Below are 14653 nucleotides of genomic sequence, written 5' to 3' on the forward strand. Positions count from 1 at the left end.
CGAGAAATTGTAGCCTTCCACCATGGACAGGCCAGTGTGCCCCTGAACACCCCGCAGGCGTGTTCGTTATCGGGTTACATTCTTAAAATGGGTCTGGAACCGGTCTTTTCAAGCGCAGCAGGCGCACTTTTTTTTGCACTTTCGTGCATCTCGCTTAGACTGGGACAACAGCACAAAGGGTTAAATTGCGATGGCTGCCACAGTGCGGGGTTATCGGGCTATCCATTTTGAACGAGGCTCGCTATAACCCTGAGTTGCAGGTTTATGCAGTGCCATTAACGATGACTGAGTGATGATGAAAAATGTTCTGATAAAGCTGACGACGTTCAGCGGGGTTGTTTTACTTTGCGGGTGTTCGAGCGTGATGTCTCACACCGGCGGTAAAGAAGGAACATATCCGGGGACGCGTGCCAGCGCTGAGATGATCTCCGATGACGATACCAACTGGGGCACAAAATCCCTGGTCATCCTGGATATGCCGTTTACGGCTGTGGCCGATACGCTTTTGCTGCCGTGGGATATGTTCCGTAAGGACAGCTCCGTGCGCTCGCGGGTAGAGAAAAGCGAGCAGCAAAATCTGGCCACCAATTCCGTCATTCCGCCCGCTTAACGCCAACGCGTTAACGCTGCCCGGTTTCCGTTAGCCAAAGCTGACGGAAACCTTCTGTCTCTTCCATCCATGCAATAAAACGCCCGTCCGGGGAAAACACGACCGCATCACCAGACGGTGGATTGCCGTGATCGGACGTCAAAAACGTCACCTCTCCGGTTTGCGCATCACAGCAGGCAATCCGCTCTTCCAGCACAAATCCAAGACGGTGACCGGCAGGGTGCCAGGTAAATGCTGACTGAATGTCACTTTCGTTATGCGTCAACTGGCGTGGTTCGCCCCCCTCAGGAGCGATAAGCCACAGCTGCACAATACCCTTATCATCACGCATCAGAAACGCAATCTGCGTCCCCTGCGGGTTACAGCGCACCCAGTGACGCGGCACGTTTACCAGACCCGGGAATGCCCGCTGGTGGGTAAAGGTCAGCCGGCGCTGCATGACACCCGCCGGGGGCGCAGGCAGCGTCTCAGGAGTCCCCTGCAGCGGCGCATCGCCCGCGCGTTTCCATCCCTGCTCGTCGTTGGGCAGATCCACAATAAACAGTTCTGGCACTTTCTCGCCTGTCGCAGACACGGTATCGCCGATAAACGCCAGCCTGTCATTGCCCACCCAGCCCTCTTCATAGGCTCGGTTGATCTCATCGCTGCCGGGCTGAGGCGCGGGCGTCGTGCGGCTCACCAGCACGCTCCAGAAGGTGCCGGAATATTCACGTGGATGCGTCCCTTGCGGCGTTACCGGGCCAAAAGGCGCTGCGACGCCGACGTTGCGTAAATCGAGCTTCGGGTCACGCTCATGCAATACATGGTCGTTGTAGGTAAAACTCACGAACTGTCCGTCAGGGCTAAAAACGTGCACGTGGCTGCCGCCACGCAGTGCGCCTGCGGTATAAGGCGGCGTGATATCCATGGCGTCCAGGTTACTCACCTGACCGTTGTGTACAACCACGCCCTGACGATGATGAAAATCGTAGTGCCAGTCTGCATCCGGGTTTTCCGGGCCGTGGATAAAGACATATTTGTCCTGCTGCGGATGAACGGTCACCACGCCAACATGCGCACCGTGACTGGCGCGATAGATCACCTCGACGTCACCCGTAATGACATTGACCCGCTCAATGGTTTCACCGGTAAACGATGCCCCGGACGGACGCACATCGTAGGCCAGCCACTGGCTGTCCGGCGTCCAGGTATTGATATTGGTAAGCTGGTGATGACGGGAGGCGAAGGTGATTTGTTTCATGGCGTTACCCTGATGCGCAGTTATCGCATCAGGGTAAAACATTGCGGGGAATTAGCCTACACGTTTGACGTCACCTACCAGCAGGATATAGGAGAGCGCACCGAGCAAGGCCACTGCGGAGATATAGATCAGTGCCGGGCCAAAGCCATAGTCCTGAGCCAGATAACCGATGACCAGCGGAACCGTGATCCCCCCCAGGCCGCCGACAAAGTTGAACACGCCACCGGTCAGACCAATCAGGCGCATCGGGGCCAGCGAGGAGACCAGCGACCAGGTGATGGAGGCAAAACCGTTCCCGAAGAACGCAATCGCCATCAGCGTCATAATCCAGACCGGATCGTTGGTGTAGTTTGCACCCATGATGCAGGTGGAGATCAGCAGCCCGCAGATAATAGGCGTTTTACGCGCGACACCCAGCGAGAACCCTTTTTTCACCAGCCTGTCCGCCAGCCAGCCGGAAAGCAGCACACCAAAGAAGGCCGCCAGGAACGGTACGGTGGTCATAAAGCCCGCCTTCAGCGCGGTGATGCCTTTTTCCTGGGTCAGATAGTTCGGGAACCAGGTCAGGAAGAACCACAGCGTGGAGGTCACCGCGAACTGCCCCAGATAAACCCCCACCAGCTTGCGGTGGAAAACCAGCTTCCAGTCGGCTTTGGTCAGCGGCTGACGCGCCTCTTTTTTCACCGGCGCATCGCCATCCACCAGACCGCCACCGTCGCGGATATAGTCCAGTTCAGCGTTGCTGATACTTTTGGTGAGACGCGGCGGTTGATAGACCTTGAACCAGATCAACGACCAGATAATGCCGATCCCTCCGGTCACAATAAAGACCCAGTGCCAGCTCAGCAGTTCCTGGATCCAGATCAGCAGCGGCGTCAGGAACGCCAGGCCGACAAACTGCCCGGAGGTGTAGAACCCAACGGCCGAGGCGCGTTCATGCTCCGGGAACCAGCTGGTCACCATGCGGTTATTGGTCGGAAACGCCGGGGCTTCGAAAATCCCGGTGATCGCACGCAGGCCAATCAGCGACATCAGCCCGGTGGCAAAGCCCTGGAACAGGGTCGCCACCGACCAGCCGAAGATGGCAATGAAATAGGTCAGGCGCGAGCCGACGCGGTCAAGGAACCAGCCGCCGGGGATCTGGCACAGCGTATACAGCCAGGCAAACGCCGAAAAGACGTAGCCCATTTCCGCTTTGCTGATCCCAAACTCCTCCTGAATATGGGCTGAAGCCACGGCAAGGTTGGCGCGGTCAACGTAACAGATGACCACAGTAATAAAAATCATGACCAGCGTCAGGTAGCGCCGACGCCCGGTTTTTGCAGCAGTAACGGGAATATCCATCGCAATCTGTCTCCAGATTTTGGGCATAGCGAAGCCGCTCACCATGCCCTGTAATTTACAGAGGGTGTGTTTGTTATTGTTGAAATTACTTTTTAGTGGCGATGTGCTTTGGCTGAATTACCACTCAGCGACAGAGCCATCTTCATGACGCCATAACGGGTTGCGCCAGTCCGGCGCGTTTTTACTCAGCTCAATGACTTTGGCTTCGTCGATATCCACGCCAAGGCCCGGCTTCGTTAACGGTTTAAAGAAACCGCCTTCCATGCTGAAATCATCTTTGTTTTTCACAAAGTCGAGCAGTTCCGCGCCCTTGTTATAGTGAATGCCCATGCTCTGTTCCTGGAACACCGCGTTGCGCGAGACAAAGTCGACGTGCAGACAGGCTGCCAGTGCGATCGGCCCCAGCGGACAATGCGGTGCCAGCGCCACGTCGTAGGCTTCCGCCATCCCGGCGATTTTGTAGCATTCCGTGATGCCGCCGGCATGCGACAGATCCGGCTGCAATATCGCCAGGCCGCCAGCTTCCAGCACGCGTTTGAACTCGAAGCGCGAGAACATGCGCTCACCGGCGGCAATCGGGATATGCGTCTGAGCGGCCAGTTTCGGGTAGTACTCCGCCTGCTCGGCCAACACCGGCTCTTCGATAAACAGCGGACGGTACGGCTCCAGCTCTTTAATCAGCACTTTGGCCATCGGCGCGCTGACGCGACCGTGGAAGTCCAGGCCAAACTCAATCTCGTTGCCGAACGCTTCACGGATCTGCGCCACGGTATTTACCGCGCGGTCTACCGCCCGTGCGTTGTCGATAACGCCCATCTCTTCGCAGCCGTTCAGTTTAAAGGTGTCAAAACCAATATTGCGCAACTGCCTGATACCGTCGATTACCTCCGCGGGACGGTCGCCGCCCACCCAGCTGTACGCTTTGATTTTGTCGCGCACCAGGCCGCCCATCAGCTGCCAGACCGGGGCATTCAGCACTTTGCCTTTGATATCCCATAACGCCTGGTCGATACCGGCGATGGCGCTCATCAGAACCGGTCCGCCCCGGTAGAAACCCGCGCGGTACATCACCTGCCACAGGTCGTTGATGCGGGCAGGATCTTGTCCTGTCAGGTACTCGCCCAGCTCATGCACCGCCGCTTCCACGGTACGCGCACGCCCTTCAATGACCGGTTCGCCCCAGCCGACCACGCCTTCATCGGTTTCGATTTTCAGGAACAGCCAACGCGGCGGTAAACGGTACGTGGTGAGTTTGGTTATTTTCATTTCACTGCCTCTCGATACGCTTTCACAAATGCGGCCGCCTGCTGTGCGGTACGTTCGACGGATTGCCCGGCGCGATAGAGATCGCTGCCCAGACCCGCTCCGACACAACCTGCGTTGATCCACTGCGCCAGGTTTTCTGGCGTCACGCCCCCCACGGCAAAGACCGGTACGCTGGCGGGCAATACCGCTTTCAGCGCGCTGATATAGGCCGGACCAAAAGCCGATGACGGGAAAATTTTGAGCGACTGCGCGCCCGCATCGAGAGCCGCGAACGCTTCTGTTGCCGTTGCGCATCCCGGGCAGACGGTCATGCCGTAGCCCACTGCGCGACGGATCACCTCAGGGTGAATATTCGGCGTCACAATCAGCCTGCAGCCCATCTGCGCAAGCTGGTCCACCTGCTCCGGTTGCAGAACGGTGCCAGCGCCAATCAACGCCTTATCACCAAACGCGTCCACGACCGCCGGGATGCTCTTTTCCCACTCTGGGGAATTAAGCGGTATTTCCACGGCGTCAAAACCGGCGTCGATCGCTGCGCCTACGTGCGCTAAAACCTCGTCGGGCGTGACGCCGCGCAGGATAGCGATGAGGGGAAGATTAGTTTGCCACTGCATGAGCGATGCTCCTTATTCCTGCCTGAAATGCCGTGTCGCCTTCTACCGCTGCCACGTCCCGCCCGATGGCATTGAACGCCTGGCGGTAGCGAGAGGTCAGCGATGAACCCGCGACGAGGGTGATGGTCTGTTGCCCGGCGAACTGCTCGCTCAGGCTGGCGACTTCCGCGCCAATCAACAGGCCCGATAAAAATTCGCTGACCTGCGTACGGGGAAGCGTGCCCAGTACATGCGAAGCGCGAACTTCAAAAAGTTGCGGCAAAACGGCAGGGCTGGCGATACCCCGCTCCAGCCCGGCGGCAAAGGCCTCGGGCGAAGCGTCCTGCTCCGGCAACCCCGCGCCCACCAGCGAGTGCGTCAGCAGCAAGTGGTGCAGCTCACCGGTCATCACGGTGCGAAAATCGTGGATGTGCTCAGCGTCGGCCTGCACCCATTTACAGTGCGTGCCGGGCATGACGTAGACAGAAGAAGGAGAGAGCGTGCGCGCGCCAAGGAGCTGGGTCTCTTCGCCGCGCATCACATTGTGGTTATCGTTCCGGGAAACGCACAATCCTGGAATAATCCAGATATTGTCACCAACGGACGTTAACTGCTCGCCAATGGCAGCGAACGCGGCAGGTACGGGCAGATAGGGCGCGACCTTCCAGCCCACGTTACTGCCCACCATGCCCGCCATGACCACCGGCGTGGCGCCCTCGCGCCAGTTGTGTGTCACCTCTGCTAACACCGCCTCGGGGGATTTACCGTTCAGGCGCGTCACGCCTGCTTCTGATTGCCTGCTTTCCAGGCACTGCTCGCCCTGATACAGCCAGGCGCGCAGATTGGTCGATCCCCAGTCAATAGCGATGTAGCGAGATGTCATGTGATTTCCTTCAACCTTCGTGTCGAGCTGGCGATCATCGTGAGTGCCGCCTGCTCTGCCGCATCGCCGTCCTGATGCCGGATAGCATCGAACAGCGCTTTATGTTCCTGGAGCGTTTTTGGCATGTTGGCCTCATCGCCCATCCAGGTTCGTTCAAATACCGCGCGCTGTAGCGAGCTGATGGCAACGCTAAGCTGCTGTAATACCGGGTTATGGACCGACTGCAGCACCGCTTCGTGATAGCGGATGTCCGCTTCGTTGAACGCATCCCGGTTCTGGTTATTGGCAATCATGTCGTTCAGGGCGGACTCAATCTGAGCCAGGTCTCCTGACGTTGCACGTTCCGCAGCCCAACGGGCGATGGCCGGCTCTACCAGGTTTCGTACCTCACTCATCGCGCCAATCAGCCTTGGGTCGTAGTCGTTTTCCAGCACCCACTGCAGGACATCGGTGTCGAGGTAGTTCCACTGATTACGCGGGGCGACAAAGGCGCCGCGGTAGCGCTTCATTTCAATCAGCCGCTTTGCCATGAGCGAGCGAAACACTTCCCGAATGATGTTGCGCGAGGTTTCAAACTCCTCACACAGCTCTGCCTCAGCAGGCAGCGGTGAACCGGGAACGTACTTTCCACCCACGATCTGGGTGCCCAGCGTGATGACGATGCGATCGGTTTTATTGAGAGTCATGGAGAGTCCTTATGCTCTGTATGTTCAGGACTACTTTACCTCGACCGCTGAATTTCGCCTCACTTTTGCAGTACAAACGTGACGCCTTTCTTCATTACCGTGTCTGTAATGTAGTACAATCAATTAATGTTGTACTACAATCCAGATCACAAAAAGAACAATTCGATAAATTCAGCGCAAAAAAAAGCCCCGGTTGATAACCGAGGCTGATGAGCGTGAAACGCGGTTACTGCAGAACAAATTTCTCGATCGCGTAGGCGACGCCGTCTTCGAGGTTAGATTTGGTCACGAAATTGGCCACGTCTTTCACCGACGGGATCGCATTGTCCATTGCCACACCCATGCCCGCATATTCAATCATCGCAATGTCGTTTTCCTGATCGCCCAGCGCCATGATCTCGTCCGGTTTGATGCCCAGCGTATCTGCCAGCGATTTCACACCGGTGCCTTTATTGACACGTTTATCCAGGATTTCGAGGAAGTACGGCGCACTTTTCAGCACGGTGTATTTCTCTTTTACCTCAGCCGGAATGCGCGCAATCGCTTTATCCAGGATGTCAGGCTCATCAATCATCATCACTTTCAGGAACTGGGTGCCCGGATCCATTTTCTCAGCTTCGCAGAACACCAGTGGGATCGTCGCGACATAGGATTCATGTACGGTGTAATAGCTGATATCACGGTTAGCGGTATAGAGCGTATTGCGATCGAGCGCGTGGAAATGGGAACCGACCTCGCGGGACAGTTTTTCCAGGAACAGGTAATCGTCATAGTTCAGCGCGGTTTGCGCCACCGTGCTGCCATCCGCCGCCTTCTGTACCAGCGCACCGTTATAGGTAATGCAGTAATCGCCCGGCTGATTCATATGCAGCTCTTTCAGGTAGCTGTGCACGCCCGCATACGGACGACCGGTGGTCAGTACCACATTCACGCCTTTTGCGCGCGCAGCGGCAATCGCGTTTTTAACGGCTGGAGAAATAGTGTGGTCTGGCAGCAACAGCGTGCCGTCCATGTCGATAGCAATAAGTTTGATAGCCATAGGGTCCCCGGGATAAATGAGTGCTGCCTCATGCTAACGCGATTAAGCCCACAAAAATAGAGCTACATTGCGCAACAAAAGCCCCCTTTTACGCCTGTCCCGGGGATAACGGCTTACTCGCGGGTGAGGACTATTTTGCCAAAAGCACCGCGGTCGAGGTGTACAAGCGCCTCTTCAAGCTGGTTAAAACGGTAGCGGTGTTCAATCACCGGTTTCAGCCCCGTGACATCGACTGCGCGGACCAAATCTTCCAGCGCACGGCGGTGCCCGACACCAATCCCCTGAATCACAGGTGATTTCAGCAAGAGTTCGCTGGCAGGCAGCGAGATTTCACTCCCGGCCAACACGCCAATGACGGATATGCGCCCGTGAACGGCAACGGCCCGCAGGGAATGTCTCAGGTTCTCCCCGCCAACGGTTTCAATAATATGGTCGATACCGCGATCCTGAGTCAGCGCGTAAATCTCGTCAGCCCAGTTCCCTTTAAGCCGGTTGATGCCCCGATCGGCACCGAGCGTTTTAGCCAGCGCCAGTTTTTCATCACTGCCCGACGTCACAAAAACTTCTGCACCGTGTGCTTTGGCGATTTGCAACGCGAAGATTGCGACACCGCCTGTGCCTTGCACCAGCACCGACTGTCCGGCACGTAACTGTCCGCGCTCCACCAGTGCAAACCATGCGGTAAGCCCCGCGCAGGGTAAGGTGCTGGCCTCTGCGTCATCCAGCGTTTCCGGGGCGGCCACCAGCCAGTTTTCACGCATGATCACGTATTCAGACAGCATCCCCTGGAAGTAACCGCCCAGCGTCTGGTAGGGCAAATTGCGGGCGTCGCCTTTCGGTTTACCGTCTACCCACTCCGGAGAGAAGGTGGAGATGACGCGAGCTCCGGGTTTAAAGCGGGTAACGCCTTCACCCGTACTGTCCACCACGCCAGCCATGTCAGATGCCGGAGTAAACGGGAAGGTGAGCGCGATCGGCATGTTGCCTTCAATGACCATTTTATCGCGATAGTTGAGCGCAACAGCGTTCACCCGCACGCGCACTTCACCCGGGCCCGGCTGGGGTACTGGCGCCTGAGTGAGTCTGAGGTTTTCACGCCCAAGGGCGTCCATTGACCAGCGTTGCATCATCTCTGTCATCTTTTTCTCCTGTTATCAAATGCACTTCAGTACTGACAGTCTAACGTTGACTCATGGTCGCCAGTGGCGATACCTTTTCCCACTATTGATTCCTGAAGAACGACAATCCATGACCGATACGCTGAAGGATATTCCCGTTTTTGTCGCCGCCGTAGAGGCAGGCAGTTTTGCTCAGGCCGCGGTGCGTTTGCATTTGTCGCGCTCGGCGGTAGGGAAAAGCATTGCTCGCCTTGAAGCGCGGCTGGGGGTACGCCTGTTTCAGCGCACAACGCGTAGCCAAAGCCTGACCGATAACGGTGCCCTTTTTTATGAACGTTGCCTGCGAGCACTCCAGGAAATCCGTGGCGCGGAGTCGCTGCTGGAAACAGGGAAACATCAGGTGAGTGGCCGTCTGCGTGTTGCCATGCCGGTGCTGTTTGGCCGCCAGTGCATCGCCCCGCTGCTGATAGCCTTGACGCAGGAGCATCCTGCCCTTGAGCTGGAAATGTCATTCAGCGATCGCGTAGTGGATATCGTCGAGGAAGGGTTTGATATGGCGGTGCGAAACGGCGCACTGCCGGACAGCACCATGCTGGTCGCCAGACGCCTGGGGGAACACCGAATGGTGCTGTGCGCCGCGCCGGAATACCTTAGGAATAACGGCCAGCCTGAAACCGTTGCCGATTTACGCCAGCATAAGGCCATTAACTACCTGCGTGCCGGCAGGGTATTACCGTGGGAACTGGCGGACCACGAAGGCACGCAGCACACCCTAATTCCCCGCTCATCCCTCAATATGGACGATCTGCAGGCTATCTGCGACGCAGCGCTGGCCGGGCATGGTATTGCATGGTTACCCTGCTGGATGGTGCGCAAAGAGTTGCAGAATGGAAGGCTCATCCCACTCTTAAAACAGGCGCCGGATGTGCGTTTCGACGTTCACGCGGTCTGGCAGCAGACGCCGCATCTGCCCCTGCGAGTCAGGATTGCGGTCGACATGCTGGTCAGCCGGTTACCGTCAGTCCTGTCGCTGGAGCTGGATGCTGATAATTCTGCGCCCACAAAAAAGCCGCGCTAAACGCGCGGCCTCTGACTTGCGGTGTAACCACCCTTAGATATCGATATTCGCCGCTTTCAGGGCGTTCTCTTCGATAAAGGCACGACGTGGTTCAACCGCATCGCCCATCAGGGTTGTGAACAGCTGATCGGCTGCAATCGCATCTTTAACGGTCACGCGCAGCATACGACGGCTTTCAGGATCCATGGTGGTTTCCCACAGCTGATCCGGGTTCATTTCACCCAGACCTTTATAACGCTGAATAGACAGACCACGACGGGACTCTTTCACCAGCCATTCCAGCGCCTGCTCGAAGCTTGCTACCGGCTGACGACGTTCACCACGTTCGATAAATGCATCGTCTTCGATAAGACCACGGAGCTTCTCACCCAGCGTACAGATACGGCGATATTCCGGACCGGTCACAAACTCGTGCTCCAGGGGGTAATCGGTATCTACGCCGTGAGTACGCACGCGCACAATCGGTTCGAACTGCTGCTGAGCGTTCTGCTGGACATCAAACTTCCACTGGCTGCCGTGCTGCTCTTTCTCGTTCAGCTCGGTTACCAGGGTGTTCACCCAGCGGGTAACAACCTGTTCATCGCTCAGATCGGCTTCCGTCAGGGTTGGCTGATAAATCAGCGCCTTCAGCAGCGATTTAGGATAACGACGCTCCATACGACCAATCATTTTCTGTGCCGCGTTAAACTCGGACACCAGACGCTCCAGCGGCTCACCGGCCAGTGCAGGGGCGTGAGAGTTCGCATGCAGGGTCGCACCATCAAGCGCGATCGCGATTTGGTACTGATCCATCGCTTCGTCGTCTTTGATGTACTGTTCCTGTTTGCCTTTCTTCACTTTGTACAGCGGTGGCTGTGCAATGTAGACGTGGCCACGTTCAACAATTTCTGGCATCTGACGATAGAAGAAGGTCAACAGCAGCGTACGGATGTGCGAGCCGTCGACGTCCGCATCGGTCATGATGATGATGCTGTGGTAGCGCAGTTTGTCCGGGTTGTACTCGTCACGGCCGATGCCGCAACCGAGCGCGGTGATCAGCGTTGCCACTTCCTGAGAAGAGAGCATCTTGTCGAAACGGGCCTTCTCCACGTTGAGGATTTTACCCTTCAGCGGCAGGATAGCCTGATTCTTACGGTTACGGCCCTGCTTCGCAGAACCGCCCGCGGAGTCCCCTTCCACAAGGTACAGTTCGGACAGCGCCGGGTCGCGTTCCTGGCAGTCAGCCAGTTTGCCTGGCAGGCCAGCTAAATCCAGCGCGCCTTTACGGCGGGTCATTTCACGGGCTTTACGCGCCGCTTCACGGGCACGTGCCGCATCGATAATTTTGCCAACCACGATTTTCGCGTCTGACGGGTTTTCCAGCAGGTATTCGCTCAGCAGTTCGTTCATCTGCTGTTCAACCGCCGATTTCACCTCAGAAGAGACCAGCTTGTCTTTAGTCTGAGAGGAGAACTTCGGATCCGGTACCTTCACGGAGACAACCGCAATCAGGCCTTCACGGGCATCGTCACCGGTGGCGCTGACTTTCGCTTTCTTGCTGTAGCCTTCTTTGTCCATGTAGGCATTCAGGGTACGGGTCATCGCCGCACGGAAGCCCGCAAGGTGAGTACCACCGTCACGCTGTGGAATGTTGTTGGTGAAGCAGTAGATATTTTCCTGGAAACCGTCGTTCCACTGCAGCGCCACTTCCACGCCAATACCGTCTTTTTCGGTAGAGAAGTAGAAGATATTCGGGTGAATTGGCGTTTTGTTCTTGTTCAGATACTCAACGAACGCCCGGATACCGCCTTCGTAGTGGAAGTGGTCTTCTCTGTTGTCGCGTTTGTCACGCAGACGAATCGAGACGCCGGAGTTCAGGAACGACAGTTCACGCAGGCGTTTCGCCAGAATCTCATATTCGAACTCGGTAACGTTGGTGAACGTTTCAAGGCTCGGCCAGAAACGCACCATGGTACCGGTTTTGTCGGTGTCACCCGTAACAGCCAGCGGTGCCTGCGGCACGCCATGCGTATACAGCTGACGGTGAATTTTGCCTTCGCGCTGGATAACCAGCTCCAGTTTCTGCGACAGGGCGTTAACCACGGACACACCTACACCGTGCAGACCGCCGGAAACTTTATAGGAGTTATCATCGAACTTACCGCCTGCGTGCAGAACGGTCATGATAACTTCCGCAGCCGATACACCCTCTTCCGGGTGAATACCGGTTGGGATGCCACGACCGTCATCGGTGACGGAGACGGAGTTGTCCGCATGGATCGTGACCACGATGTCTTTACAGTGACCCGCGAGCGCTTCGTCGATAGCGTTATCTACCACCTCGAATACCATGTGGTGCAGACCGGTGCCGTCATCCGTGTCGCCGATATACATACCCGGGCGCTTACGCACCGCATCCAGCCCTTTCAGGACTTTGATACTGGAGGAGTCATAAGAATTCGACATCAACGTTTCTCGCTCATTTCAACTTGGGTTAATCCGTTATTTTACCCTTTTCCACGGTAAACATCTTCGAATTTTCGTCCGACATGTCTATAACGTGTTCAGCGCTAATCGCACTGACGAAAACCTGTGACTGCGTGGCTTTTAAGCGGCTGGCAAGCAGCCCGCGCCGCGCGTCGTCAAGTTCCGAGGCAAAATCATCTATCAGGTACAGGCAGCGTCGCCCGCTCTCGCGGGTCAAAAACTCTCCCTGCGCCAGGCGCAGCGCGCACATCAAAAGCTTGAGCTGCCCACGCGACAGCGTGTCTTCCACCGGCGCACCGTCGGCACGAATGCGGAAATCCGCCTTGTGCGGGCCATGTGCGGTGTAGGTCAGCATGCGGTCGCGCTCGAAATTTCTCTCTAACACTTCGGCATAATCTGTCTCTTTCTCCCAGCCGCGCTGGAAGGAGAAGGTGAGAGAGAATTCAGGTAAAAACTGTTTGCAGGTGTCGGCCATATCGTCGGCGATACCCGCGCTGTATTCGGCACGCCAGCAGCTGATTTGTTCCGCAAGGGGAATTAATTCCTTGTCCCACGGGCGCAGCTGGGCGTAGCGTGTCACCTGGCGCAGTGCAGCGTTACGCTGCTTAAGCAGGCGCTTCAGGTTGCTCCAGGCGTTAAAGAAACCGGCTTCGTTGTGAAAGCATCCCCAGTCAAGGAAGGCTCTTCTGTATTTGGGGCCGCCATTGAGTAAAGTAAACCCCTCCGGCGTAATCAGCTGCATCGGCATCAGCAGCGCGAGCTCAGCCACTTTGTGGCCGTCAGTACCGTCGATACGAACCTTGCTGTCGCCCTGCTTGTCTTTGGTCAGACCGATGGCCGTTTCACGCTCCTCGCCCTGCAAACGCCCGTGCAGAACAAAGGCTTCCTGTTCGTGGCGAATGACGCGGCCAATTTGCAGACTGCGAAACGCCCGGCCATGGCCGAGCGTGTAGATGGCCTCAAGCACGCTGGTTTTACCGCTGCCGTTCGCGCCAACCAGGAAATTAAAGCCAGGGGATAAAGCGAGATCCGCGTTTTCGATATTGCGGAAATCTTTAATTAAAAGGCGCGTCAGTGACATATCTGGATTTCTTCGGGCCAGGGCGTAATCGGCTCAGCCCGTTTCAACGCGGACTGCACGCAGACCCTGGCGCGTACACAAAGTACGAGACAGGGACGAGCACAGCCCGGGTTGAAAAAGGCAAGTAAGATAGCCCGATAGCGTTCACTACAGCCTCATCGGCATGACAACGTAAGCCGCACTTTGGCTGGCCGCATCTTCAATCTGTACACTCGAAACGGAGTCGGTCAGCAGAATGCGAACGTTTTCGCATTTAAGCGCGTTCAGCACATCCAGCACATAACTGACGTTAAAGCCGATTTCCATCTCAGTCCCGGCATAGGTGACGTCCAGAATCTCTTCTGCCTCTTCCTGCTCCGGGTTGTTGGCGGTGATTTTGATCTGATTTTCGCTCACATACAGACGCACCCCGCGGAATTTCTCGTTAGAGAGAATCGCGGCGCGGGCAAAAGCCTGCTTGAGGCTGTCGCAACCGGCTTCCAGCGTTTTGTCCGGGTTCTTCGGCAATACGCGGCGATAATCCGGGAAACGACCGTCAACCAGCTTCGATGTGAAGACAAAATCACCCACATGAGCACGGATGTTATTGCTGCCGATCTGCACGCGCAGTGGCGTATCACCACCGTCGAGCATACGCATCAGCTCAATCACGCCTTTACGCGGTACGATCACCGAATGGTTTGGCAGCGAGTCGCCAATGGGCATGGAACAGACTGCCAGTCGGTGACCGTCGGTAGCCACGGTACGCAGCTCTTCACCTTCGGTTTCGAACAGCATGCCGTTTAAGTAGTAACGAACGTCCTGATGCGCCATTGAGAACTGCGTGGCTTCAATCAGACGCTTCATCGTTGCCTGCGGCAGGGTGAATTCAACTTCACTCTGCCAGTCGTCCAGGTTCGGGAAGTCCGCGGCAGGCAGCGTCGAGAGCGAGAAACGGCTACGGCCAGAGCGCACCAGCATACGGTCGCCTTCCAGCTGCACGGCAATTTCAGCGCCTTCCGGCAGCCCGCGGCAGATATCAAAGAATTTACGTGCCGGAACAGTGGTCGCGCCCGCTTCATGCGGCTGAGACAGCGTAACGCGCGCGATCATTTCCATTTCCAGATCTGTGCCGGTCAGCGACAGCGTACCGTCCGCGACCTGAAGCAGCAGGTTTCCGAGAATTGGCAGCGTTGGGCGGCCACCTAATGGGCCACTCACCTGTTGCAGCGGTTTTAATAAATGTTCACGTTCAACGGTAAATTTCATA

General features: G+C 56.6%; 13 protein-coding genes and 1 other annotated feature (1 of these 14 cut by a window edge). Of the genes, 2 read left to right on the forward strand and 11 right to left on the reverse strand.

The annotated features are described in order from the left end of the window. Nucleotides 1–44, reverse strand: a sequence feature (ROSE (Repression Of Heat Shock gene Expression) occurs in the 5'-region of heat shock genes and acts as an RNA thermometer to modulate expression.); it reaches 29 nt to the left of the window's first position. Nucleotides 45–292: 248 nt separating this feature from the next. After that, complete coding sequence (locus QRN24_RS15410; protein WP_025202651.1) at nt 293–610, forward strand: YceK/YidQ family lipoprotein; 318 nt, start codon at nt 293–295, stop codon at nt 608–610. Nucleotides 611–620: 10 nt separating this feature from the next. Here QRN24_RS15410 and QRN24_RS15415 read toward each other — a convergent pair whose 3' ends face one another. From QRN24_RS15415 to QRN24_RS15450, 8 genes are all read right to left on the reverse strand, one after another. Further along, on the reverse strand, nt 621–1850 hold the full coding sequence (locus QRN24_RS15415; protein ID WP_187393662.1) for a YidR family protein: 1230 nt from the start codon (nt 1848–1850) through the stop codon (nt 621–623). 51 nt (nt 1851–1901) lie between these two features. Continuing rightward, the gene (locus tag QRN24_RS15420) at nt 1902–3239 is read right to left on the reverse strand and encodes an MFS transporter (RefSeq protein ID WP_078775102.1); all 1338 of its coding nucleotides are present in this window, start codon (nt 3237–3239) and stop codon (nt 1902–1904) included. A gap of 72 nt (nt 3240–3311) precedes the next feature. After that, nucleotides 3312–4460 (reverse strand): galactonate dehydratase, encoded by a 1149-nt coding sequence (gene dgoD, locus QRN24_RS15425; RefSeq protein WP_014167964.1) that lies wholly within the window; start codon nt 4458–4460, stop codon nt 3312–3314. Next, nucleotides 4457–5074 (reverse strand): 2-dehydro-3-deoxy-6-phosphogalactonate aldolase, encoded by a 618-nt coding sequence (locus tag QRN24_RS15430; protein ID WP_014167963.1) that lies wholly within the window; start codon nt 5072–5074, stop codon nt 4457–4459. Before QRN24_RS15430 ends, dgoD begins: the two co-directional genes overlap by 4 nt. Beyond that, nucleotides 5058–5936 (reverse strand): 2-dehydro-3-deoxygalactonokinase, encoded by an 879-nt coding sequence (locus tag QRN24_RS15435; protein WP_014167962.1) that lies wholly within the window; start codon nt 5934–5936, stop codon nt 5058–5060. Before QRN24_RS15435 ends, QRN24_RS15430 begins: the two co-directional genes overlap by 17 nt. Beyond that, nucleotides 5933–6622, reverse strand: a complete 690-nt coding sequence (gene dgoR / locus QRN24_RS15440) for a D-galactonate utilization transcriptional regulator DgoR (protein WP_006177594.1) — start codon at nt 6620–6622, stop codon at nt 5933–5935. Before dgoR ends, QRN24_RS15435 begins: the two co-directional genes overlap by 4 nt. Before the next feature lie 226 nt (nt 6623–6848). After that, a complete protein-coding gene (gene yidA / locus QRN24_RS15445) occupies nt 6849–7661 on the reverse strand; it encodes a sugar-phosphatase (RefSeq protein ID WP_020882751.1) in 813 nt (270 codons plus the stop codon). 113 nt (nt 7662–7774) lie between these two features. Then, nucleotides 7775–8800, reverse strand: coding sequence for a zinc-dependent alcohol dehydrogenase family protein (locus QRN24_RS15450; protein WP_284942867.1), 1026 nt, complete (start codon nt 8798–8800; stop codon nt 7775–7777). Between the two features lie 109 nt (nt 8801–8909). Between QRN24_RS15450 and QRN24_RS15455 the strand changes: the two genes are divergently transcribed. Continuing rightward, nucleotides 8910–9857 (forward strand): LysR family transcriptional regulator, encoded by a 948-nt coding sequence (locus QRN24_RS15455; protein ID WP_050737667.1) that lies wholly within the window; start codon nt 8910–8912, stop codon nt 9855–9857. A gap of 33 nt (nt 9858–9890) precedes the next feature. On the opposite strand, the gene gyrB is transcribed toward QRN24_RS15455, so the two are convergent. The 3 genes from gyrB to dnaN form a co-directional block, all read right to left on the reverse strand. Continuing rightward, nucleotides 9891–12302, reverse strand: coding sequence for a DNA topoisomerase (ATP-hydrolyzing) subunit B (gene gyrB, locus QRN24_RS15460; RefSeq protein WP_020882753.1), 2412 nt, complete (start codon nt 12300–12302; stop codon nt 9891–9893). A 28-nt stretch (nt 12303–12330) separates the two neighbouring features. Then, nucleotides 12331–13404, reverse strand: a complete 1074-nt coding sequence (gene recF / locus QRN24_RS15465) for a DNA replication/repair protein RecF (protein WP_025202644.1) — start codon at nt 13402–13404, stop codon at nt 12331–12333. A gap of 147 nt (nt 13405–13551) precedes the next feature. Continuing rightward, the gene (dnaN, locus tag QRN24_RS15470; RefSeq protein ID WP_014167956.1) at nt 13552–14652 is read right to left on the reverse strand and encodes a DNA polymerase III subunit beta; all 1101 of its coding nucleotides are present in this window, start codon (nt 14650–14652) and stop codon (nt 13552–13554) included. Between the last annotated feature and the right edge of the window lies 1 nt (nt 14653).

This window comes from Enterobacter sp. MEB024 (assembly GCF_030209635.1).
Classification (GTDB): Bacteria; Pseudomonadota; Gammaproteobacteria; order Enterobacterales; family Enterobacteriaceae; genus Enterobacter; species Enterobacter ludwigii.